This window comes from Micromonospora sp. NPDC048170 (assembly GCF_040652795.1).
Lineage (GTDB): Bacteria > Actinomycetota > Actinomycetes > Mycobacteriales > Micromonosporaceae > Micromonospora.
Genome location: NZ_JBEZMR010000004.1, coordinates 1 through 21,563, shown reverse-complemented (window position 1 = coordinate 21,563; position 21,563 = coordinate 1). Strand labels below are relative to the sequence as shown.

The 21,563-nt window shown below is 73.7% G+C and carries 19 protein-coding genes; 10 read left to right on the top strand and 9 right to left on the bottom strand.

What is annotated here, in order from left to right:
* Positions 1 to 47: 47 nt before the first annotated feature.
* On the bottom strand, positions 48 to 1,223 hold the full coding sequence (locus tag AB0D32_RS08710) for an ROK family transcriptional regulator (protein WP_357086611.1): 1,176 nt from the start codon (positions 1,221 to 1,223) through the stop codon (positions 48 to 50).
* Between the two features lie 167 nt (positions 1,224 to 1,390).
* On the opposite strand from AB0D32_RS08710, the gene AB0D32_RS08705 reads away from it, so the two are divergent.
* A complete protein-coding gene (locus AB0D32_RS08705) occupies positions 1,391 to 2,854 on the top strand; it encodes a glycoside hydrolase family 3 N-terminal domain-containing protein (protein ID WP_357086609.1) in 1,464 nt (487 codons plus the stop codon).
* A 202-nt stretch (positions 2,855 to 3,056) separates the two neighbouring features.
* On the opposite strand, the gene AB0D32_RS08700 is transcribed toward AB0D32_RS08705, so the two are convergent.
* Positions 3,057 to 3,719, bottom strand: coding sequence for a GNAT family N-acetyltransferase (locus AB0D32_RS08700; RefSeq protein WP_357086607.1), 663 nt, complete (start codon positions 3,717 to 3,719; stop codon positions 3,057 to 3,059).
* 327 nt (positions 3,720 to 4,046) lie between these two features.
* Between AB0D32_RS08700 and AB0D32_RS08695 the strand changes: the two genes are divergently transcribed.
* Positions 4,047 to 4,238, top strand: coding sequence for a DNA repair protein (locus AB0D32_RS08695; protein ID WP_357086605.1), 192 nt, complete (start codon positions 4,047 to 4,049; stop codon positions 4,236 to 4,238).
* Positions 4,239 to 4,362: 124 nt separating this feature from the next.
* Positions 4,363 to 4,881, top strand: a complete 519-nt coding sequence (locus AB0D32_RS08690) for a hypothetical protein (protein ID WP_357086603.1) — start codon at positions 4,363 to 4,365, stop codon at positions 4,879 to 4,881.
* 4 nt (positions 4,882 to 4,885) lie between these two features.
* On the opposite strand, the gene AB0D32_RS08685 is transcribed toward AB0D32_RS08690, so the two are convergent.
* Positions 4,886 to 5,611 carry a Clp protease N-terminal domain-containing protein gene (locus AB0D32_RS08685; RefSeq protein WP_357086601.1) on the bottom strand — a complete coding sequence of 242 codons (726 nt, stop codon included), beginning with the start codon at positions 5,609 to 5,611 and terminating at the stop codon, positions 4,886 to 4,888.
* A gap of 156 nt (positions 5,612 to 5,767) precedes the next feature.
* Here AB0D32_RS08685 and AB0D32_RS08680 point away from each other — a divergent pair, with 156 nt between their 5' ends.
* Complete coding sequence (locus AB0D32_RS08680; protein WP_357086599.1) at positions 5,768 to 6,736, top strand: peptidoglycan DD-metalloendopeptidase family protein; 969 nt, start codon at positions 5,768 to 5,770, stop codon at positions 6,734 to 6,736.
* 9 nt (positions 6,737 to 6,745) lie between these two features.
* Here AB0D32_RS08680 and AB0D32_RS08675 read toward each other — a convergent pair whose 3' ends face one another.
* The 6 genes from AB0D32_RS08675 to AB0D32_RS08650 all read right to left on the bottom strand — a co-directional run bounded on the left by AB0D32_RS08675 (position 6,746) and on the right by AB0D32_RS08650 (position 12,202).
* Complete coding sequence (locus tag AB0D32_RS08675) at positions 6,746 to 7,351, bottom strand: response regulator transcription factor (RefSeq protein ID WP_357086597.1); 606 nt, start codon at positions 7,349 to 7,351, stop codon at positions 6,746 to 6,748.
* Complete coding sequence (locus tag AB0D32_RS08670) at positions 7,348 to 8,538, bottom strand: histidine kinase (RefSeq protein WP_357086595.1); 1,191 nt, start codon at positions 8,536 to 8,538, stop codon at positions 7,348 to 7,350. Before AB0D32_RS08670 ends, AB0D32_RS08675 begins: the two co-directional genes overlap by 4 nt.
* Complete coding sequence (locus tag AB0D32_RS08665; protein WP_357086593.1) at positions 8,535 to 9,359, bottom strand: ABC transporter permease; 825 nt, start codon at positions 9,357 to 9,359, stop codon at positions 8,535 to 8,537. Before AB0D32_RS08665 ends, AB0D32_RS08670 begins: the two co-directional genes overlap by 4 nt.
* An 8-nt stretch (positions 9,360 to 9,367) precedes the next feature.
* Entirely contained in the window at positions 9,368 to 10,300 is a 933-nt protein-coding gene (locus AB0D32_RS08660; RefSeq protein WP_357086591.1) for an ABC transporter ATP-binding protein, read from the bottom strand.
* A 260-nt stretch (positions 10,301 to 10,560) separates the two neighbouring features.
* On the bottom strand, positions 10,561 to 12,042 hold the full coding sequence (locus AB0D32_RS08655) for an amidase (RefSeq protein WP_357086589.1): 1,482 nt from the start codon (positions 12,040 to 12,042) through the stop codon (positions 10,561 to 10,563).
* A gap of 1 nt (position 12,043) precedes the next feature.
* Positions 12,044 to 12,202, bottom strand: a complete 159-nt coding sequence (locus AB0D32_RS08650; RefSeq protein WP_357086587.1) for a hypothetical protein — start codon at positions 12,200 to 12,202, stop codon at positions 12,044 to 12,046.
* 292 nt (positions 12,203 to 12,494) lie between these two features.
* Here AB0D32_RS08650 and AB0D32_RS08645 point away from each other — a divergent pair, with 292 nt between their 5' ends.
* The 6 genes from AB0D32_RS08645 (at position 12,495) to AB0D32_RS08620 (ending at position 20,945) form a co-directional block, all read left to right on the top strand.
* The gene (locus AB0D32_RS08645; protein ID WP_357086586.1) at positions 12,495 to 13,439 is read left to right on the top strand and encodes an ABC transporter ATP-binding protein; all 945 of its coding nucleotides are present in this window, start codon (positions 12,495 to 12,497) and stop codon (positions 13,437 to 13,439) included.
* Positions 13,439 to 14,176 (top strand): ABC transporter permease, encoded by a 738-nt coding sequence (locus AB0D32_RS08640; RefSeq protein ID WP_357086584.1) that lies wholly within the window; start codon positions 13,439 to 13,441, stop codon positions 14,174 to 14,176. Before AB0D32_RS08645 ends, AB0D32_RS08640 begins: the two co-directional genes overlap by 1 nt.
* Before the next feature lie 82 nt (positions 14,177 to 14,258).
* Positions 14,259 to 15,080: a hypothetical protein gene (locus AB0D32_RS08635; RefSeq protein ID WP_357086582.1), complete on the top strand. Its 822-nt coding sequence runs from the start codon at positions 14,259 to 14,261 to the stop codon at positions 15,078 to 15,080.
* Between the two features lie 4 nt (positions 15,081 to 15,084).
* The gene (locus tag AB0D32_RS08630; protein WP_357086580.1) at positions 15,085 to 16,881 is read left to right on the top strand and encodes a non-ribosomal peptide synthetase; all 1,797 of its coding nucleotides are present in this window, start codon (positions 15,085 to 15,087) and stop codon (positions 16,879 to 16,881) included.
* Positions 16,878 to 19,898, top strand: coding sequence for a condensation domain-containing protein (locus AB0D32_RS08625; RefSeq protein WP_357086578.1), 3,021 nt, complete (start codon positions 16,878 to 16,880; stop codon positions 19,896 to 19,898). The genes AB0D32_RS08630 and AB0D32_RS08625 overlap by 4 nt, the downstream gene beginning before the upstream one ends.
* A 51-nt stretch (positions 19,899 to 19,949) precedes the next feature.
* A complete protein-coding gene (locus AB0D32_RS08620; RefSeq protein ID WP_357086576.1) occupies positions 19,950 to 20,945 on the top strand; it encodes a TauD/TfdA family dioxygenase in 996 nt (331 codons plus the stop codon).
* Positions 20,946 to 21,563 lie beyond the last annotated feature (618 nt).

Genomic DNA, 21,563 nt, shown 5'->3' with positions numbered 1-21,563 from the left:
GGTCGGCGGGCGGCAACCTGCCCGCACCGGCCGGCGGCCGGCCCCGGTCAGCCGACGGTCGAGCCGAAGACCTCGTCGCGGACGGCGTCCAGCGCGGTACGCAGCGCGCCCCGCAGGATCGGCTCCTCGGTCAGCCCCGTCGGCACCACCCGGGGGCGGACCAGGGTGATCGCTGCGACCTCGTGCTGCACGCGGTCGGCCAGCGCCGCCCCACCCGCCTGGCCGACCTCGCCGGCGAGCACCACCAGCGGCGGGTCCAGCACCACGCAGGTGCTCGCCACGCCCAGCGCCAGCCGGCGGGCCACCTCGTCGAGCATCGGTCCGCCCGCCGTGCCGTCGGCCACCGCCGCCCGCACCGCGATGGCGCCGCTGTCGTCCGGGTAGCCGTGGGCGCGGGCCAGCTCGCGGACCGCGTCCGCGCCGATCAGCTGCTGGAACGCCGGCTTCGCCCGGCGGGACACGTCCCGTGGGATGGGCGCGCCGGGCACCGGCAGGTAGCCGATCTCGCCGGCGGCGCCGCTGCTGCCGTGGTGCAGCCGGCCACCCAGCACGATCGCCAGACCGACGCCGGCGCCGACCCAGACCAGCACGAAGTCCGTCAGCCCCTGCGCCGCGCCCGACTGCGCCTCGGCGACGGCGGCCAGGTTGACGTCGTTCTCGAAGACGACCGGGGTGTGCAGGTCGTCCCGGAGCGCGGCGAGCAGGCCGCTGTGCCAGCGGGGCAGGTTGAAGGCGAACGTCATGTCGCCCGTGCCCGGGTCGACCAGACCGGGGGTGCCCAGCACGATCCGCCGTACGCTCGACAGCTGCGCCCCGGCGCTGCTCGCGGCCTGGACCACCGCGTTGTGCACCACCCCGACGGGGTCGTCGGTGTCGCGGGTCGACTGCTCGACCCGGCCGATCACCGCCCCGGTGATGTCCGCACAGGCGGCGACGACCCGGTCGGCGCCCACGTCCACCCCGACCACGTGCGCGCTGCCCGGCCGTACGGCGTAGAGCTGGGCGTTCGGGCCACGCCCGCCGGCCTGCTCGCCGACCCGGGTGACCAGGCCCCGCTCCTCCAGCCGCTCGACGAGCTGGGAGGCGGTGACCTTGGACAGCCCGGTCAGTTCGCCGAGCCGGGCCCGGGTCAGCGGCCCCCGCTCCAACAGCAGCTCCAACGCCGCGCGGTCGTTGAGCGCCCGCAACAAGCGGGGGGTGCCGGGCAGTCGGGTCGCACTCATGCCACGTCCTCTAGTTTTGATAAACCTTGCTAACTGTAAACCGACCTGCGAGCGGGTAGCCGATAGCGTATCGGCCACCCGGGAGCGGGTTGCTCGGCCGACCCGGTACGTCACCGACCCCTGCCGGTACGAATTCCGTACCGACGGGGACGAAAGGGGAAGATCACGTGGGGCTGGATCCAGGACTGCGCCGGCTCGCGCTCGGCACGCTGCTCGCCGCGTACCCGGGGCCGGTGCCGCCGGGCTGGGCGGTCGACCTGGTGGCCGAGGGGCTCGCGGGACACACCCTGTTCGGCACCAACGTCCACGATCCGGTGCAGGTGGCGGCGAGCACCGCCGCCCTGCGGGCCGGCCGCCCGGACGTGCTGATCGCGATCGACGAGGAGGGCGGTGACGTCACCCGGCTGGCGCACGCCACCGGCAGCCCGTACCCGGGCAACGCGGCGCTCGGCGCGATCGACGACGTGGCGCTGACCCGCCGGGTCTACGAGGCCATCGGCGCGGAGCTGGCCGGCGTCGGCGTCACCGTCAACCTCGCGCCGACCGTGGACGTGAACACCGCCGACGAGAACCCGGTGATCGGCACCCGCTCGTTCGGCGCCGACCCGGTCCGGGTCGCCGCGCACTCCGCCGCGGCCGTGACCGGGCTCCAGGCCGCCGGCGTCGCCGCCTGCGCCAAGCACTTCCCGGGGCACGGCGCGACGGTCGCCGACTCCCACTACGAGCTGCCCACGGTGGACGTACCGCTCGACGTGCTGCGCCGGCGCGACCTGCCGCCGTTCGCCGCGGTCGTCGCGGCCGGCGCGCGGGCCGTGATGACCGCGCACATCCGGGTGCCGGCGCTGACCGGCGACAGCCCCGCCACGTTCAGCCGGGCGGTCCTGGTCGACCTGCTGCGCGGCGAGTACGGCTTCACCGGCACGGTCATCACCGACGCGCTGGAGATGAAGGGCGCCGCCGAGGCGGCCGGCGGGATCGGCCCGGCCGCCGTCCGGGCCCTCGCCGCCGGCTCCGACCTGCTGTGCATCGGTGCCGAAGTCGACGCCGAACTGGTCGAGCGGGTGGTCGCGGAGATCGTCGGGGCGCTCGCCGACGGCCGCCTGGACCGGGCGCGGGTGGAGGAGGCGGCCGGCCGCGCCGCCGCGCACGCCGCCACGGCCCGGGCCGGCGGCACGGCGGCGGCCGCCCCCGACGGACTCGGGTACGCCGCGGCGCGCCGCGCCGTGCGGGTGGAGGGGGAGCTGGCCGGCCTGGACCGCCCGCTGGTCGTCCAACTGCACGCCGCGTCGACCATCGCCGAGGGGCGGGTGCCGTGGGGCCTCGGCCCGCACCTGGACGGCGCGGAGGAACTGCGGGTGGTCGCCACCGAGACCGGGCCGGCGGCCCTGCGCCAGCTCGCCGGGGACCGGCCGATCGTGCTCGTCGGCCGCCATCTGCACCGGTTGCCGGGCGGCGCCGACCTGGTGACCGCGCTGGCCGCCGAACATCCGGTGGCCGTGGTCGAGATGGGCTGGCCCTCCCGGTGGCGGCCGGCCGGCGTGCGGGCGTTCGTCACCACGTACGGCGCGAGCCACGCCTGCGGCCGGGCCGCCGCCGAGGCGCTAGGTCTCACTCGCACGCTGCGTCACTGAGACGGGCCGGCGCCGCCAGCCGAATAGTCGCAGGTCAAGTCCGCTATTCGACACCTGGATCACACACGTTGCGCCTTGCCGTCGCGTCGACAGATACGTAGCGTAGTTGTCAACGCACGACTCGCACCGGGACGCTGGGGGAGACTGCGGACCGTGGATCCGGCCCGGGAACCACGGTCCGCGCCCACCCCTCGTCGGGCGCTCAGGGCGGGTAGACCCCGCACGAGCGCCAGCCCCGGTCGGGGAAGCCGGCGGCGACCGCCACCCGGGCCGAGGCGGTGTTGGCGACGTCGTGCAGGTACGTCGGGACGGCCCCCTCGTCGAGCACCCGGCGCGCCGCCTGGGCGACCAGCCGTCGGGCCAGCCCCCGCCCCCGGGCCGCCGGCACGGTGCCGACCGCCAGTTCGTGGCCGTACGCGTCGTGCCGCTTGATCCCGACCCCGGACAGGTAGCGCCCCCGGGCGTCGCGCACCACGAGCACCGGCCGGTCGAACAGGCGCAGCCAGGACGGCAGCCCGGCGGCGGTCGGGGGCGTCCACTCCCCCACGTCCGGCAGCGGGGCCGGCTCCACACTCCACCGGAACACGTCGTCGTGCGTCGCCCAGCCGGGTCGTCCGACCGCGGCGGGCAACGCCGCAAGTGGCGGTCCGCCCGGCCGCCGGGCCAGCTCGCGGACCGCCGCGACCCGGTCCGGGGCCACGGAGAGCACGGTGCTCGCGCCGGCGGTCACCGCGACGGCCGGCCGGAGCCGGCCGTCCCAGGCCGGGCGGGCCCGCCGGTGCGAGCCGACCACGTACAGCCCGGGCCCGGCCGGCCACTGGCCGAGCCAGCCCGCCAGGTGCAGGTGCAGCCGCCGGTCGAGCACGCCGCCCACCTCCCCGGGCCGTCGGTGGTCACCCGGAGGCCGGGCCGCTGACGCGCGGCCCGCCTCGCCGACGATCACGGTACGCGGACGCGGGCCGTCCCGCCCGACGGAACCCGTCGACGGCGGCCACCCGGGGTACACGGCCCGTCGCCGTCGGGTGCGGAGCCGACGCGAGGATTGCGCGGTACGGCAGGCGGGTAGACATACCGGGCACATCGATGGGACCGAGGGGCCATGAGGCGACGGCCGATCAGGGGAACCAGACGCATCGATCGGCCGTCATATTCATTTTCATACATGGACAACTTTGTTTGGGACGGTATGGTCATGCCGAATCTGCCGAACGACCGGCACCACCAGGACCCCGAGCTGCTCTGGTGGGCCGCCGAGCCCGCGGGGCGGTTCCCGGCCCAGCCGGCGTACCGGGGTCACCGCGCCGGGACCGAGGCGCTCGCGTGGAGCGAGGTCGACAAGCAGCCCACCGGCGCCGCCTCGCGCGGCGGCCCGAACACCCGCTGACGGCCCGCGCGCACCCCGGGCGGCTCCGCGACACACCCGGACGGTCCACCGACGGCTTTCGCACACCTGTCGGGTAATTTCTTCTGGTCCGGCATCCCGGCCTACGACAGGAGAAGCTCCGCGCATGGGCAAGAAGACGATCCACGTCTCCGACTTCAGCGGCACGGTCATCCAGCCCGACGACGAGGTGGTCCGCGTCGTCGTCCTGGAGCACCCTGACCTGGTCGCGGGGCCCGTGCGGCTGGACGCCACCCCGGTCGAGGTGGAGAGCATCGACGACGCCGCGCTGGACGTCGCGGTGGTCGAGATCCACGACCGGCACGGCGACGGCGAGCCGCGCCGGGTGGTGCTCACCGCGAGCGAGTTCGACGCGATGGCGACCGACGTGCCGATGGGGCAGCTGCTGAAGACGGCCGAGCGGGTCCGCCCGCCGAAGGCCCGCAAGGGCGCGGAGCGGGTCGACTACGGCACGATCGAGCACGCCGGCCGGCCGCACCGGGGCCGGGTCACCGAGGAGGAGGCCCAGTTGGTGCGCGAGCGGCTCGACGAGGTCAACAAGCGCCTCGCCGACGCCGGGATCCGCCAGGTCGACCCGACGGATCCCGAGCACGCCGCCCGCTACGGCTTCCCCACCGCCCCCTGACGGGTCACGCCCGCAACTGGACCGCCCGCAGGGCTGCCGCCACCCACTCCTCGACCGCGGCCTTGGTCACGCCGAGTCCGGCGAGGACGCCGGCGCCGTTCTCGTGCTCCAGCAGCGCGAGCAGGACGTGCTCGGTTCCGATGTAGTTGTGCCCGAGGCGCAGGGCCTCCCGGAAGGTCAGCTCCAGCGCCTTCTTGCCCTGTGCGTCGTAGGGGATCAGGTCGGGCACCTCGGCGGTCGAGTGCGGCAGCGCCGCCGTCGCGGCCTCGCGCACCCGTTCCAGCGACACTCCCTGGGCGACGATCGCCTTCGCGGCCAGGGCCTCCGGCTCGCTGAGCAGCCCCAGCACCAGGTGCTCGGGGCGGATCTCGGCGTGCCCGGCGGCCCTGGCCTCGTTCTGCGACGCCATCACCACGTTGCGGGCGCGCGGGGTGAACCGGGAGAAGCCCTGCTGGGCGTCGAGCGTCGTCTCGTCGGCCTTCGGCACGAAGCGCTTCTGCGCCGCCTGCTTGCTGACGCCCATGCTGCGGCCGATCTCGGTCCAGGACGCGCCGGAGCGGCGGGCCTGGTCGACGAAGTGGCCGATCAGGTGGTCGGCGACCTCGCCGAGGTGGTCGGCCGCGATGACCGCGTCGGTGAGCTGGTCGAGCGCGTCGGTGTGTGCCTTCTTGATCGCCCCGATCAGGTCGTCGAGGCGTACCGGATTGTTCATCTGCACTGGCTCCGTCATGCGTCAACCATAGGTTGACGACGCTTCATCGTCAACCCCGAGTTGACGGTGAGGCGTTGTAGGAAAGTTTCACCATTGCCTCGGCTCATATAGAAGATTTACGATCCGATCTTCATCGTCCGACGCTCCCCACGGACCCGAACATCGGAGACGACCATGCGCGACATCCCGGCGACAGACCGCCTCATCCACGTGCCGGCCCGGCGCCGCACCCTGTTCACCGCACTGGGCGTCGGCGTGGGAGTCGGCGTCGTCGGCCTGCCCAGCCCCGCGATGGCCGCCGCCGCCGGCTGGAGCAACCCCACGCGCGGCACGCTGACCTCCGGCTACAAGACCCCCAGCCGCCCCACCCACACGGGCTGGGACGTGGCCAACAGCCAGGGCACCCCCGTCTACGCCACGGCCGCCGGAACGGTCCGGGACATCAAGACCAACTCGTACCCGGGCGACACCGCGAGCGGCCCCCTGCCCGGCCGCAGCGGCAACAGCGTCCACCTCAACCACGCCGACAGCTACTTCTCCTACTACGGCCACCTCCACCGGGTGCTGGTCAGCGTCGGCCAGCAGATCAGCTGCGGACAGTTGATCGGGCTGATGGGCAACACCGGCAACTCGACCGGCCCGCACCTGCACTTCGAGATCCACCGGCCCCGGCTGACCTCGGTCGACCCCCGGGTCTTCCTGGCCAACCGCGGCATCACCCTCGGCTCGACCGCCCCCGTCGGCAGCACCGGCTACCCGAGCGTCGGCCAGGGCGCCTCGGGATGGGTGCCCCGGGTGATCCAGTACCTGGTGCGGGCGCGCGGCATCTCCGTCGTGGTGGACGGCGACTACGGGTCCGGCACCGCCAGCGCGGTGCGCAGCTTCCAGAGCAGCCGGGGCCTCTACGCCGACGGCCTGGTCGGCCCGATCACCTGGACCGCACTCGTCCTGCCCCTGCGGGAGGGCAACTCCGGCGACCTGGTGCGTGGCCTCCAGACCGCGCTCAACGCCCGGGGGGCCAGCCTCCTCGTGGACGGCGGTTTCGGGTCGGTCACCACCAGCGCGGTACGCGGCTTCCAGAGCCGCAACGGCCTCGTCGCCGACGGCCTCGTCGGCCCGGTCACCTGGAGCGTGCTCATCTGACCGGCGCGGTCAGAGCCAGCCGTTGTCCCGGGCGGTGCGGAACGCCTCCGCCCGGTTGGCCACCCTGAGCTTGCTGACCGCCGCCGAGAGGTGGTTGCGGACCGTGCCGGCGGAGAGGTGGGTACGCCGCGCCACCTCCGCCACCGGGGTGTCGTACTCGGCCAGCCGCAGCACGTCCAGCTCGCGCGGCGTGAGCGGGCACTCCGGGGCGGTGAGCGCGTCCGCGGCCAGCGCCGGGTCGACGTACCGGCCGCCGGCGTGCACCCGACGGATGACGTCGGCGAGCGTCCCACCCGGCGCGCCCTTGGGCAGGAACCCCTTGGCGCCGGCCGCCAGCGCGCGTTGCAGGTGTGGCGGCCGGCCGTGCCCGGTCAGGATCACCACCTTGCAGGCGGGCAGGGCACGAGCCAGCTCGGCGGTCACCTCCAGCCCGTCCAGGGCAGGCATCTGGAGGTCCACCACGGCGACGTCCGGCCGGTGGGCGAGCGCGGCGGTCACGGCCGCCCGCCCGTCCGACGCCTCGGTCACCACCTCCAGATCGGATTCCAGCCCGAGCAGCGCGGCCAGCGCCGCCCGGATCAGGTTCTCGTCGTCGGCGAGCAGCACCCTGATCACGGGCGGGTCCGTACCGTCACGTCGAGGCGGAACACGCCGTCGTCGATCCGGTGGCGCAGCGTCCCGGCGGCCTCGGCCAGCCGCTCGGCCAACCCCCGCAGCCCGAAGCTGTGCCGGTCCGGCGACGCCCCCTCGGCGCCGTCGTTCGTCATGGTCATCCGTACCTCGTCCTCGTCCTGGCTGATCTCGATGGTGCACCAGGTGGCCCGGCTGTGCCGCAACACGTTGGTGCTGGCCTCACGCAACACCGCGACGAACTGCCGGGCGATCTCCGACGGCACGTCGTCCGGAGGCAGCGCGACCGCGCAGCGGATGCCGGAGGAACGCAACACCTGCTCCACCGCGGCGATCTGGTCCCCGAGATCCACCGCACGGTACCCGTGCACCACCTCGCGTAGTTCGACCAGCGCCGACGCGGCCAGTTGCCGCACCTCCGCCGCCTCCCGGCTGGCCCGCCCGGCGTCGGTGGCCGCCAGCCGGGACGCCAACTCGGCCTTGAGCGCGATGACCGAGAGGCTGTGCCCGAGCAGGTCGTGCACGTCGCGGGCGAACCGCAGCCGCTCCTCGGTGGCGGCGAGCCGGCCCTGGGCGGCCCGCCCCCGCTGCGCCTCGACCAGCAGCCCCCACAGCCAGAGCTGGAGGGCGTTCCACGCGGCCATGGAGATGCCGGCGACCACCACGATGGTGACCTGACCACGGACCGGGGCGCCGTTCCAGGCCGCCACCCCGGCGGCCGTCGCCACGGACAGCAGCACCGCCGGGCCGGCCATCCACCACTGCCGCAGCAGGGACACCGAGCCGATCACCGACGCTCCCAGGAACCCCCAGGTCGCCCACTCCGGCCCGCCCACCGGCCCGACCAGGGGCACGGAGAGCACGGCGGCCCAGACGAACGCGGTGAGCAGGCGGCGCCGCGTCGACTCGGCCAGCCAGGGGGTGATGGCCCCGTACAGCGCTCCGCTCTGCGCGGCGACGAACAGGACGACCCCCACCACGCCGGCCACCACCCAGCGCGGGTCGTCCTCCCGCGACAGCCCGACGGCGGCCAGCAGCAACGTCCCCAGGACGCCGCTGCCGACGGTGCTCAGCGTGACGGCACGGGCGCGGCGCAGGCCGACGTCCCGCTCGACCTGCGCCCGCTCCATGCTCCCGCTCCCGATGCTCGGTGGCGCGATGACCTCGATCATCCGTGCCGGGGCTCCCACCGGAAGTAGCGGCCCGCCAGGAACAGCGACACCACCAGCCAGACCAGCAGCACACCGAAGGAGGGCAGCGTCTCGACGAGGGTCCCGACGAAACTCAGTGCCTGGCCCTCGTCGGTGCGGGCGAGCCAGCCGACGCGCATGGCCTCGGTGAACGGCCCGTTCGGCAGGAACCAGAGCACCCGTTCCAACGACTCCGGCAACGCGCCGAGCGGCAGCAGCGCACCCGGCGTGGCCAGGAAGATCACCACGGTCGGCAGGGTGGTCAGCATGGCCGCCTCGGAGCTGCGGGTGATCGCGGAGAGCGCCGCCGAGAACGCCGCCATGATCGCGGACCCGAACAGCAGCGCCACCACCATGACCAGCGGATTCTTCGGCATCGGCAGACCGAGCACCAGGATGGCGTAGCCGGCCAGCACGACGAACTGGGCGAGGAAGATCGCCACGGTGCTGCTGGCCGTGCCGAGCAGGATGGTGCGGTCCGAGGCGAGCCCCGCGCGCAGCCGCTTGAGCACCAGCTCCTGGCGGCGCGACGCGTAGACGGTCGTCAGGTGGTGGTGCACCAGGAAGACCATGATCAGGGTGGTGATGCTGACGACCCGGCGGACGCCGGCCACCGTCTCACCTCCGTACTCGCTGACGAGCAGGATGGCGATCATCAGCGGGGTCACCACCGACATGGCGGTGGCCGTCCAGTTGCGACGCAGCGCCAGCAGTTCCATCTTCAACATCGCGGCCATCTGCCAGAACGGCTTGGTCGCCCGGTCACCCGAGTTGGCGGTGGCGGTGGGGCTCTGCGTCGTCATCGTCCCGCTCATCGGGCTGCCTCCGGTTCCGCGTGCTGGTCGGTCAGGTCGTGGTCGGCGGCGATGTCCAGGAAGACATCCTCCAGGGTGGCCGGTCGGGCCGACAGGGCCGCCAGCCGGATGTCGCCCGCGTTGGCCCATTCGAGCAACCGGGTGAGGTCGCTCTGGAGCTGGCGGGACTCGTACGTGACCCGGTCGCCCTCGACCAGCCGGGTGGCGTGCGGCAGCTCGGGCGGCACGTCCGTCGCCGGCAGCCGGAAGCTGATCCGGGCGGGCAGCGTGCGGACGACGTCCTCCGGGGCTCCCGTGGCGACGATGCTGCCACCTCGCATGATCGCCACCCGGTCGGCGAGGACCTCCGCCTCCTCCAGGTAGTGCGTGGTGAGCAGGACGGTGGTCCCACCCTTCTGGAGCTCACGGACGACGTCCCAGGTGCGACGCCGGGAGGCCGGGTCCATCCCGGTGGTCGGCTCGTCGAGGAAGAGCACCTCCGGCCGGCCGAGGACCGCCAGCGCCAACTCCAGCCGCCGGCCCTCGCCGCCGGAGAGCTGCTCGACCGCCACGTTCATCCGGTCGCCGAGGTCGACCAGATCCAGCACCTCCCCGACGGTCTGCGGCCGTACGGTGAGCGACCGCCAGATCTCCACCGTCTCCCGTACGGTCAGCGCACCGGTGAACCCACCGTGCTGGAGCATCACCCCCGTCCGGGGGCGCAGCACGGCCCGGTCCCGCACCGGATCCAGCCCGAGCACCCGGACCCCTCCGGAGGTGGCCGGTTGCAGCCCCTCCAGCACCTCGATGGTGGTGGTCTTGCCGGCACCGTTGGTGCCCAGCAGGGCGAACAGCTCGCCCCGGCGGATCCTCAGCGAGATCCCCCGCACCGCCTCGAACTCCCCGTAGCTGCGACGCAGCCCGTCCACTTCGATCACGACGTCATCCATGGCTATCAGGCTGCCGGCGGGCGGGCACAGATCCAACCCCCGCCGCGTCACGTTCCGACCGTGTCGTCCTCATGCCTCACCCGTGCGTCCGCCACGTGTGCGGCAGGCGGCACGACGACACGCCGGAGCCGGCACGGAACGACCCGCCCGACGGGGGTCGGGCGGGTCGGGGATGCCGGTCCGGGGTCACACCGGACCGGCTCGGCAGGTGGTGCGGGAACGCGGGCACGACGCCGGGCAGCGGGGCGTGGCACAGGCGCTCAGCGAGCGACGAGGGGGCCCACGCCGATCGGCGCGACGTCCACCGGGAGGTCCGGCAGCACCCCGGCGAGCGCCTCGACCTTCGACCACGTCATGGTCACCTGGTCGAGGTCGTTCTCTCCCAGCGGGACACCCAGTTCACCGAACGCCCGGGCCAGTCGCTCCCGCCGGACGGGGTCGACGCTGTCCGTAGGTGCCTCGGGGGCGCAGACGGGCGCGAGGTCCGTGACGACGTCCAGCTTCGGCTCGCGCTCGTGCCAGCCGGTACGCCGCTGGTAGACGTCGGCGACGGCGGCCAGTTCGAAGTCGCGGCCGGGGGCGGCGGCCAGTTGCAGCGACAGCGGCAACCCGTCGCCGTCGGCGCCCATCGGCAGCGCCAGCGCGGGAAAGCCCACCGCGCTCCAGATGCTGGGCAGGAAGGAGATCGTCTGGAGGCTGGCCTGGTCGTCGTAGCGGGGTGCGGCGGACGGCCAGGCGGGCGTGGCGACGACGTCGACGTCGCGCAACCGGGCCCGCAGGGCGGCGGCGCCCCACCCGCGCACCCGCTGGGCCCGCAGGTAGGTCTCCGCCGGGAGCACGCCGCCGAGCGCGACGTTCCACCGGAACGGCCGGCCGTAGTCCGCCCAGCGCGCCCGCAGCTGCGCCCCGTGCACCTCGAACGCCTCCACCATCATCGTCACGAGCTGCGCGGCGAAGAGCGGGAACGCCTCGTCGAACGGCACGTCGACGACCTCGGCTCCGGCGGCCCGCAGCTCGTCGAGCGCGGCCTCGAAGGCGGCGGCGGTCTCGTCGGTCAGCGCGGCGGCGTGCCGCACGAGGTCGCCGGGGACGCCGACACGCACGCCCGCGAGGTCGGCGAGCGGAGGCCGGGACAGCTCGGCGGGCCGGTCCGCCATGACCGCGAGCAGCCGCGCGCACTCCCTGGCCGTACGCGCCAGCGGGCCCGCCGTCTCCACCGACCGCGCCAGCGGGCGGACGCCCGCCGCCGGCAGGAGACCCTGCGTCGGCTTCAGCCCGGTCACGCCGCACAGCGCGGCCGGGATCCGGATGCTGCCGTTGCTGTCGGTGCCGACACCCGCGTCGAAGAACCCGGCGGGGATGCCGTTGGCGCTGCCGCAGCTCGACCCGCCGGTCCACCGGTGGGGATCCCACGGGTTGCGGGGCACCGGGAAGGTCGCGTCCGGGTCCGGCCGGGACAGCGCGTGCTCGGCCATCGTGGTCTTGCCCACGATCACCGCGCCCGCGGCGCGCAGCCGCGCCACCACCGTCGCGTCGCGGTCGGCCCACCAGTTCGCGTCGTGCACGGCGCTCTGGCAGGTGCTGGGTGCTCCGGCGACGGCGACGACGTCCTTGACGCCGACCAGCGTGCCGCGCAGCGGCCCGTCCGTGCCCGGGTCGCCGGCCGGGAAGCGGTGCAGGAAGGTGCCGAGCATCGGCCCGAGCCGGTCGGCCCGCTCGGCTGCGGCGGCGAGGCGGTCCATGTCAGCTCACCGCCGGAAGGTCGGTCGCGCCGGCGTCCGGCGCGGACGGCTTCGTGGGCCGGTTCCGGGTCGTTTCCAGTTCCCCGTACGTCCCGGTGCCACAGAAGAAGTCACGGTGCGGAAAAGCGAGCAACTCCGCCGTGTCGTCGTCACGGACCATGACATCCGTCTTCCCGTCACCGTTCGGCGAATGACGATGACCGTTCCCCTTCGGATGTGCCACGAACACCTCCCCGGACGGGCCGCAAAATGCGCAGCCCAGGACCACGACAGTTCGACGATGACGGGTGCGGCGGTCGCGGGGTAACCCCTACGGTCACCCCTCACCACCCCGGAGAAAGGCACCGCGGACGCCAATTCTCGCGGCACCGGCCCCGGAGTTCCTCGCTCACCGTTCCGCGGCGCTGCTAAATACTATTCGCATACCCGCACCGATCTAAATGGGGAAATCAATGAGCAACGCAATCGCGAACCTCGTGGCCACACCCACGCTCGGTGCGGTGGACCCACAGGCGATCGACGTGTCGGATGTGCACAAGAGATACGGCGACGTACGCGCCGTGAACGGCATCGACCTGCGGATCGCGCCCGGCGAGGTGGTCGCGCTGCTCGGGCCCAACGGTGCGGGAAAGTCCACTCTCGTCGACCTGATCCTCGGGCTCGCCCGACCCGACCGTGGCGAGATCCGCGTCTTCGGACACACCCCACGGGAGGCGGTCACGCGGGGCGTCATCGGGGCGATGCTCCAGGACGGTGCGCTGCTCGACGACGTGTCGATCCGCGAACTGCTCACGATGGCGGCGTCGCTGCACGCCGCCCCGCTCCCGGTCGACGAGGTGCTGCGCCGCGCCGGTCTCACCGACATCGCCGACCGCCGGGGCCGGCTCTCCGGCGGTCAGCGCCAGCGGCTGCGCCTGGCGATGACCCTCGTGTCCGACCCGAGGCTGTTGGTGCTGGACGAGCCGACGGTGGCGATGGACGTCGAGTCCCGCCACATCTTCTGGGCCTCCATGCGGGAGTTCACCGCCGCCGGCCGCACCGTGGTGTTCGCCTCCCACTACCTGGAGGAGGCCGAGGAGTTCGCCGACCGGGTGGTGCTCGTCCGCGCCGGGGTGGTCATCGCCGACGGCACGGTCGCCGAGATCCGCTCCGTGGTGGCCGGCCGGTCGTTGTCCGCCACGGTCCCGGGCGCGACGGCCGACGAGCTGCGCCGGCTGCCCGGCGTGAAGACCGCCGAGTCCCGCGGCGACCGCGTCGAGTTCGTCTGCTCCGACTCCGACGCCGCCGCCCGGGAACTGTTCGCCCGCTACCCACGGGCGTACGACGTCGAGATCGGCGCCCTCGGCCTGGAACAGGCGTTCCTGGCCCTCACCGCGACGGAAAGCGAGGCCGCCTGATGAATGCGGGTTTCCTCAGGCTCGAAGTGAAGCGGGTGATCCGGGCCCGCAAGTTCTGGATCGTCGCGTTCCTGTTCCCGACGCTGCTCTACCTCATGCAGGCCAACCTGTTCCAGGGCGAGATCGTCGACCGTACCGGCATCAACTTCAGCGAGCACCTGCTGGGCGGTCTCGCCGCCTTCGGGGCGCTCTTCGTCGCGCTGAACGTCGGCACGAGGGTGGCGATCGAGCGGTCGACGGGGTGGCAGCGTCAGCTGCGCATCACCCCGCTGTCGCCGACGTCCTACCTGACCGCGAAGCTGGCCGCGGCGATGGTCGTGGCACTGCCGGCGATCACGGCGGTCGCGCTCACCGGCGCGCTGCTGGAGGGCGTCCGGCTGCCCCTGGGCGGCTGGCTCCAGCTGGTGCTCGGAATCTGGCTCGGCACCCTGCCGTTCGCGCTGCTGGGCGTGTTCATCGGCCAGGTCGCCACGGCCGAGAGCGTGCAGGTCCTCACCTCCGTCTCGCACATGCTGCTCGGGGTGCTCGGCGGCGCGCTGTTCCCGTCGGTCGCGTTCCCCGAGTGGCTCCAGGCGGTGTCCGCGGTCATGCCGAGCCACTGGCTGGCCGAGATCGGCCACAGCCCGTTCGAGGACGACTCCCGGCTCGCCCTCGCGGCCCTGGTGCTCGCCGGGTGGACCGTCGTGCTCGGCGGCGCCGTGACCCTGCGCTACCTGCGCGACAGCGCCCGCGTCTGAGCGCCCGCGACCGGGGGCGGACGACGCCCCCGCACTCCCCTGCACGACGACCGTACGCATCGCTACGACGAGGGATCCCATCGTGAAGAAGAACTCCTGGCAGATACTGCGCAAGGGCGGGCCGGGCGGCCTCACGCTCACCGTCGACTTCACCAGCACCGGCCGCACCCAGGCGTGCTTCCGGGACCTGGTCCCCCTGCTGAGCGCGCCCGGCGAGATCTGGGAGACCGTGGCACCCGCCGCCGGCGCCGAGGACACCATGTCCGGCGCCGACTACGTCGAGCGGTGGGTGAAGGGCGTCCGCCGGCGTGAGCGCACCGTCGACACCGTGATCGGCTACTGCGTGGGCGCGGTCTTCGCCGCCCCCCTCGCGTCCCGGCTGGCCGAGGCGCAGGACGAGGCGCCCAGGCTGGTCCTGCTGGACCCGGAGCTGCCGAACATCGTCGGGCTGTACCGGGACTTCCACGCCGCGGCGGACGCCCTGCGGACCATCCTCTCCCCGAAGGAGATCGCCGCGTTCCACGCCGACGGCCAGGCGGTCCAGGAGAAGTACGGGCTCGAGGACCTCACCCTCATCGGTCCCGCGCTCGCCGGGATCTTCCGCGACGCGATCGACGTCGCGGGCCGCAGGCTCGGGCTGGACGACGACGTCCGGGGCGAGCTGGGCGGCAGCTTCGCGTCGTTCGTCGGCTACCTGCGGGCGGCGACGGAGATCGACCCGACCCCGCGATGGGCGACGGCGACGGCGATCACCTCCGCGCACTCCACCCAGCGGGGGCAGGTCTTCGGACACGACATCCGGCTCGACGTCGACCACGACCAGATGCTGCGCCACCCCGACGTCGCCGCGGCGGTCTCCGGCCTGATGACCGGTGCGGACGCCGGCCTGCGGATCGCGGGGTAGCGCGGTGGCGCCGAGCCGGGCGGGCGACGAGCCCGCGCTCTTCACGGACCTGTTCGCGGAGCAGGTGCGGCGCACCCCGGACGCCACCGCCGTCGTCTGGGGCGAGCACCGCAGGACGTACGCCGAACTGGACGCCGAGGCGAACCGGCTCGCGCACCGGCTGGTGTCGCTCGGCGCGGGCCCGGAGCGGCTCGTCGCGATCGGGACCTCCTCCGCGCACCTGGTGGTGGCCGCGCTCGCCACCCTCAAGGCCGGCGCGGCCTACCTGCCGCTGGACCTGAGCTACCCGCCGCAGCGGCTGGAGCACATGCTCACCGACGCGCGGCCCATGCTGCTGCTGACCACCGCCGACGACCAGCACGCGGTGCCCGCGTCCGACACGCCACGGGTCCTCCTCGACGGGCCGGACGCGTACGCCGGGCAGCCGGCCACCGACGTCACCGACGCCGACCGGCTCGCCCCGCTGCGGCCCGCCAACAGCGCGTACGTCATCTACACCTCCGGCTCCACCGGCAGCCCGAAGGGGGTGGTGATCGAGCACCGCCAGCTCGGCACGTACCTGCGGCACGTCGTGCGGGCCTATCCGGGCGTACGCGGGCGGGCGCTGCTGCACTCCTCGTTCGCGTTCGACCTGACGGTCACCGCGTTCTACGCGCCGCTGATGACGGGCGGCTGCGTGCACGTCGGCGCCCTGGCGGAGATGGGCACGCCGGCCGCGGGCCCCGCCGGGCAGCAGCGGCCGACCTTCGTCAAGGTGACGCCGTCGCACATCCCGCTGCTCACCGCGCTGCCCGCCGAGGCGTCCCCGACCGGGGAGCTGATGGCCGGCGGCGAACTGCTGCTCGGCGAGACCGTGGACGCCTGGCGCCGCCGGCACCCCGGCGCGCGGGTGGTCAACGAGTACGGCCCGACGGAGACGACCGTCGGGTGCAGCACGGTGGTCATCGAACCCGACCAGCCGGTGCCGCCGGGGCCGCTGCCCATCGGCCAGCCCATGCCCGACGTGCGCTTCCACGTGCTCGACGAGGAGCTGCGCCCGGTCGCGCCCGGCGAGATCGGCGAACTGCACATCGCGGGGGCCCAGCTCGCCCGGGGCTACCTGGGCAGGCCGGGGCTGACCGCCGAGCGCTTCCTCCCCGACCCGTACGGCCCGCCCGGCTCGCGCATGTACCGCTCCGGCGACCGGGTCCGGCCCACCCAGGACGGCGAGTACGAGTTCTGCGGGCGGGTCGACAACCAGGCCAAGATCCGCGGGTACCGGATCGAGCTCGGGGAGATCGAGGCGGCGCTGCTGCGCCGCCCGGAGGTGCGGCACGCGGCGGCGGTGATCCGTACGGACGCCCCGGAGGTCAAGCAGCTCGTCGCGTACGTCGTGCCCGGGGCGGACGCGCGGGTCGATCCGCAGCAGTTGCGCAAGGACCTCGCGGAGACCCTGCCCGACTACATGGTGCCGAGCGCCGTGGTGAGCCTCGCGGGGCTGCCGCTGACCGTCAACGGCAAGCTCGACACGGCGGCCCTGCCGGCGCCGGAGGTCGCGGCGACCCCGGGCGGGCGGGCACCGGCCGACGAGTTGCAGGCGCTGCTGTGCGAGCTCTTCGCCACCTACACGGCCGTCTCCTCGATCGGCGTCGACGACGACTTCTTCGTGCGGGGCGGCACCAGCCTCGGCGCCGCCCAACTCGTGAACGAGGCACGCAGACGTGGGCTCACGCTGTCGCTGCGCGACGTGCTGGAAAACCGGACCGTGGCGCGACTCGCCGAGGTGTGCGCCGACACCGACCGAGGGGACGAGTGGGCATGACCATCGCAGCCAGCAGGAAGGAAGCAGCCATGTGGCTGCTCGAGCGGCTGGTGCCGGACACCGGGGTCAACAACGTCGCGGTCGCCTTCGAGGTGGCCGGCCGGATCGACCGTGGGCTGTTCGCGGCGGCGCTGCGAGCGGTCCTGGCCCGCCACGAGGTGCTGCGCACCGTGTTCCGCGCCGACGACGCGACGCTGACCCGGGAGGTGCTCGCTGCAGACCAGCTCGACGTGCCGGTGGTGGACGTCCCGGCCGGCGACGACGGGACGGACGCCGACCTGACCGCGTTCGCCGCCGAGCCCTTCACGATCGACGGCCGCCCCCTCGTGCGGGCGGGGATCCGCGCGGGAACGGACGGGGACGTGTGCTGCGTCGTCGTGCACCACCTGAACTTCGACGCCATGTCGACCACGATCCTGCTCCGCGAGCTGCTCGTCGCCTACGAGACCGTCGCGGCCGGAAACCGGCCCGACGACGCCCCGGTGGCCGCGCTCGCGGAGCGTACGCCGGACGAGCGCAGCGTCGCGTACTGGCGGAAGAACCTCGACGGGTTGCGGCCCGCCGAGTCGGGCCTGTGGTGCGCCCGGCCGGCCGCCGGGGCGCCGTCCCTGCGCGCCCGGACCGTCCACCACGAGCTCTCCGAGCCGGCCCGCGCCGTGGTGCGCCGCTTCCAGCGCGAACTGCGCGCCTCCGAGGCGGTCGTGCTGCTCGCGGCGTACTCGGTGCTGCTCGCCCAGCACGGCGCGGGCTCCGACGTGGTCATCGGCACCCCGGTGAACGTGCGCGACCAGCGCGGCATGAACGCCATCGGCTACCACGCGAACCTGGTGCCGCTGCGGGTACGCCTCGACCCGGACGCCGACTTCCGCGCCGTCGTCAAGCAGACGCGCGGCACCTTCCTGGAGGCGATCAGCCACGCCGACGTACCGCTGGAGCACGTGTCTCCCGCGGTGCTCGGCGACGCGCCGTCGTCGTGGCGCAGCTCGTTCTTCCGGCACCTGTTCAACTACGTGCCCGGCACGGTCGACGCCTCGCTCACGCTGACCGGGATGCCGGTGCGGCACGTCATGGTGGAGAACGGCTACAGCCGTTTCGACCTGGAGTTCTTCGTCATGCCGGGCAAGGACGCGACCACCGTCCGCGCGGCGTTCTGCGTCGACGCCTTCGACACCGCCGACGTCGGGCTGCTGCTGGAACGGTACGACGCACTGCTCGTACAGCTCGGCGAGGACCTGGACCGGCCGGTGGCGCGGCTGTCCCGCCGGGGCGCGAGCGACCTCGCCCTGTCGGCGTCGCCGCCGCGGACGGCCGCCATGACGTCCGTGCTCGACGCAGTGCACGCGACGGTCGCCGCGAACCCGGACCTCGTCGCGGTGCGGGACGACACGGTCGCCGTCACGTACGGCCAGTTGTGGTCGGCGGCGATCGCCACCCGGGACCTGGTCGCGGCCTCGGGCGGGAGCACCGTCGCCGTGCTGGCGCCGCGCGGCGCGGCGCTGGCCGCCGCGTGGCTCGGCGTGTGGCTGGCGGGCGCGCGCTGCGTCCTGCTCGACCCGACCCAGCCGATCCCCGACCTCGCCGCGCGGCTGGCCGACTCGGGCGCCGCCCCGGTGCTGGCCGCCGAGGGACTTCCCGTGCCCGGCGCGCTGCGCATCCCCGCCACCGACGCCACCGACGCGATGCGGGCCGACGCGCCGTCCGGTCCCGACCTCGACGCGGTGGCCTACCTGGAGTACCACCTCGACGCGCCCGCGCCGCTCGCGGTGACGGTCACCCACCGGGCCCTGGCCGGGGCCGTCGCGCGGCTCGCCGAGCGGGTCGCCACCGGGCCGGCCGTCACGGCGTGGCTGAGCAGCTCCGCCACCGACGCGGCGCTGACGGAGCTGCTGGTCGCGCTGACCACCGGCGGCCGGGTCGTCGTCGCGCCCGAGGCAGCCCGCGCCGACGGCCACGCCCTCGGCGAGCTGGTACGGCGGCACGGCGTGGACGTCGTGCAGGCGCCCCCGGCGGTCTGGCGCCAGGTGGTCGAGCACGCGGGCGCGCGGCTCGCGGGCCGCGCCGTCCTGGTGGGCCACGAACCGCTCCCCCGCCCGTTGGCCGCGCAGCTGCGCGCCACCGGCGGCACGCTGCACCACGGCTACACCACACCCGGCGTCGCCGGGTACGCCGCGCTCGGCGGCGGATGGGACGGGACGGGTGTCCTACCGGCGGCCCGCGTGTTCGTCACCGAGCCCGGCACCGACCACGAGCTGGGCATCGGCGTACGCGGCGAGCTGTGCGTCGCGGGCGACACCCTGGCCGCCGGCTACCACGGCCGGCCGGAGCTGACCGAGGCCCGGTTCGGCGAGCACCCGACGTACGGGCGGTTCCACCGCACCGGAGACCTCGCGCGGCTGCTGCCGGACGGCCAGGTCGACGTCGTCGGCCCGCTGTCGGCCCAGGTGCGGGTCGCCGGGCAGCGGATCCACCTCCGTGACGTCGAGTCCGCCCTCGCCGCCCACCCGGACGTGGAGGCTGTCGCCGCCGTCGGGCAGGCCACCACAGTCGCCGGGGCCGCCGGCGACGCGCCGGACGCCACGGTCGTCGCGTTCGTCGAGTCCCAGAAGCCCGACGTGGCGGAGCGGCTGCGCGACCACGCCCGCACCGCCCTGCCGCTCACGCCCGAACTGGTCGTGCTGAACCGGTTGCCGGTCACCGTGGCGGGCACCGTGGACCGCCCGGCCCTCGTCGCGCTCGCCGCGACGAGAGCGCGAGCCGACGTCGACCCGCCGGACGAGACGACCGTCGCCCTCGTCGGGATCTGGACCGAGATGCTCGACCGGCCGGGCCTGCACGCGGACTCGAACTTCTTCGCCAGCGGTGGCCACTCGCTGTTGGGCGCCCAGCTCGTGCAGCGGGTGCGGACCGACCTGGAGATGCCGGTCCAGCTCGCCGACCTGTTCGCCAACCCGACGCCACGGCAGCTCGCAGAGCACCTGCAGGACGCGTTCTGGGACGACGACGAGGACGACGACTGACCGTTCGCTCAACCCCCACACCGTCTCGAACCTCAGCAGAGGAGGCTCGGCGTGACCGTCGACGTCCAGCCCACACGCAGTACCGACCGTTCGATCGTCCTGACCCGCGAGGAGAACATCGAGGTCGACACGATCGCCCGTTACCTGGCGGGCCGACCGCCGCGCCTGGTGGACTCCGCCGCCTGGCTGGAGTCCGCCCGCGAACTGTCCAGCAACCTGCCCGTACGACTGCGCCAGATGGTGCGGCGCTTCGCCTGGGATCCGGGGCTCGACGCCGTGCTCCTGGTGCGGAACCTGCCCGTGGACGTCGACGAACTGCCGGGCACGCCCACCGTGGCCGGCTCGGCCCAGCGGGAGTCCACCGGGCCCGCCGCCGCGCAGGTGCTGCTCGGGCTGCAACTCGGGGAGCTCATCGCCTTCAGGGAGGAGAAGAGCGGCGCGCTGGTGCAGGACGTCGTGCCCGTGCCGGGCATGGAGAAGTTCCAGGGCAACGCGGGCTCGGTGATGCTCTCCATGCACGTGGAGAACGCCTTCCACGTCTACCGTCCGGACTACGTCGGCCTGCACTGCCTGCGCAACGACCACGACAACGTGGCCGGGTTGCAGGTGGCGTCGATCCGCAACGCGCTGCCGCTGCTGTCCGAACAGGTCCGCAGGGTGCTGCACGAGCCGCGGTTCTTCACCGAGCCGCCGGCGTCGTTCGGCGACCTGCGCAACGCGCCGGAACCGCACGGCATCCTCGGCGGGAGCTTCGACGACCCGGACGTCCAGGTCGACTTCGAGAGCTCGTTCCCCCTCGACCCCGAGGCCGGGCAGGCGCTGTCGATGCTCGGCGACGCGCTGCGCACCGTCCGCAGGACGTTCGTCCTGGAACCCGGTGACCTCGCGTTCGTCGACAACCGGCTGGCCCTGCACGGCCGGACCGAGTTCACGCCCCGCTACGACGGCCGCGACCGGTGGCTCCAGCGGATCTTCGTGCACCGCGACTTCCGGCGCTCCCGGGCCCTGCGCCCGGACGACGGGAACGTGCTCACCAGCGGGAGCTGACAGCCCGGCGGCGAGCCGGAAGGCCGACGAGAGGTCCGTACGCGACGGATCTCCTCGTCGGCGACAGACAGTGCGACGCGGTGGTGGGGCCTCCGATTTCGGGGGCCCCACCACCGCGTCTCGCCGTGTGCGGGACAGTCACATCGTCCACGACGAATGGCATCGGGGGCGAAGCGCGACGGGGAGAGAAATAATCCCGGGCCACGCCGTTACCGATCCGCACGAATACGGGGGCGGCATTCCCACCTCGCCCCGTGCGGCGTTCATCCAACCCGGATGACGAACTCACCCCCCACCACCCACCCACAATGCCTGACCAGCAACTCCACACTTCCCACCCAACAACCCACACCACCACCCACCCACCACTACGGGGTGCCCTAGGGGTGCCCACCCAATGACCACCAATGCCAACCTCAAACCCCACCCACCACACACACCACCGGAGAAAACCCATGAAATTCTCCGTACTCGGCACCACCCAAGTCACCCACCACAACCACCACCTCGAACTCGGCGGAATCCGCCAACGCGCAATCCTCGGCTACCTCCTCCTCAACGCCAACAAAGTCGTCGCCACCAGCCAACTCCTCCACGCCATGTGGAACGGCAACCCAC

Excerpts from the sequence above, each read along its gene's own strand:
- AB0D32_RS08710 (WP_357086611.1), bottom strand. The coding sequence starts at position 1,223 with ATGAGTGCGACCCGACTGCCCGGCACCCCCCGCTTGTTGCGGGCGCTC.
- AB0D32_RS08695 (WP_357086605.1), top strand. The coding sequence starts at position 4,047 with ATGCCGAATCTGCCGAACGACCGGCACCACCAGGACCCCGAGCTGCTC.
- AB0D32_RS08690 (WP_357086603.1), top strand. The coding sequence starts at position 4,363 with ATGGGCAAGAAGACGATCCACGTCTCCGACTTCAGCGGCACGGTCATC.
- AB0D32_RS08685 (WP_357086601.1), bottom strand. The coding sequence starts at position 5,611 with ATGACGGAGCCAGTGCAGATGAACAATCCGGTACGCCTCGACGACCTG.
- AB0D32_RS08680 (WP_357086599.1), top strand. The coding sequence starts at position 5,768 with ATGCGCGACATCCCGGCGACAGACCGCCTCATCCACGTGCCGGCCCGG.
- AB0D32_RS08670 (WP_357086595.1), bottom strand. The coding sequence starts at position 8,538 with ATGATCGAGGTCATCGCGCCACCGAGCATCGGGAGCGGGAGCATGGAG.
- AB0D32_RS08665 (WP_357086593.1), bottom strand. The coding sequence starts at position 9,359 with ATGACGACGCAGAGCCCCACCGCCACCGCCAACTCGGGTGACCGGGCG.
- AB0D32_RS08660 (WP_357086591.1), bottom strand. The coding sequence starts at position 10,300 with ATGGATGACGTCGTGATCGAAGTGGACGGGCTGCGTCGCAGCTACGGG.
- AB0D32_RS08655 (WP_357086589.1), bottom strand. The coding sequence starts at position 12,042 with ATGGACCGCCTCGCCGCCGCAGCCGAGCGGGCCGACCGGCTCGGGCCG.
- AB0D32_RS08650 (WP_357086587.1), bottom strand. The coding sequence starts at position 12,202 with ATGGTCCGTGACGACGACACGGCGGAGTTGCTCGCTTTTCCGCACCGT.
- AB0D32_RS08645 (WP_357086586.1), top strand. The coding sequence starts at position 12,495 with ATGAGCAACGCAATCGCGAACCTCGTGGCCACACCCACGCTCGGTGCG.
- AB0D32_RS08640 (WP_357086584.1), top strand. The coding sequence starts at position 13,439 with ATGAATGCGGGTTTCCTCAGGCTCGAAGTGAAGCGGGTGATCCGGGCC.
- AB0D32_RS08625 (WP_357086578.1), top strand. The coding sequence starts at position 16,878 with ATGACCATCGCAGCCAGCAGGAAGGAAGCAGCCATGTGGCTGCTCGAG.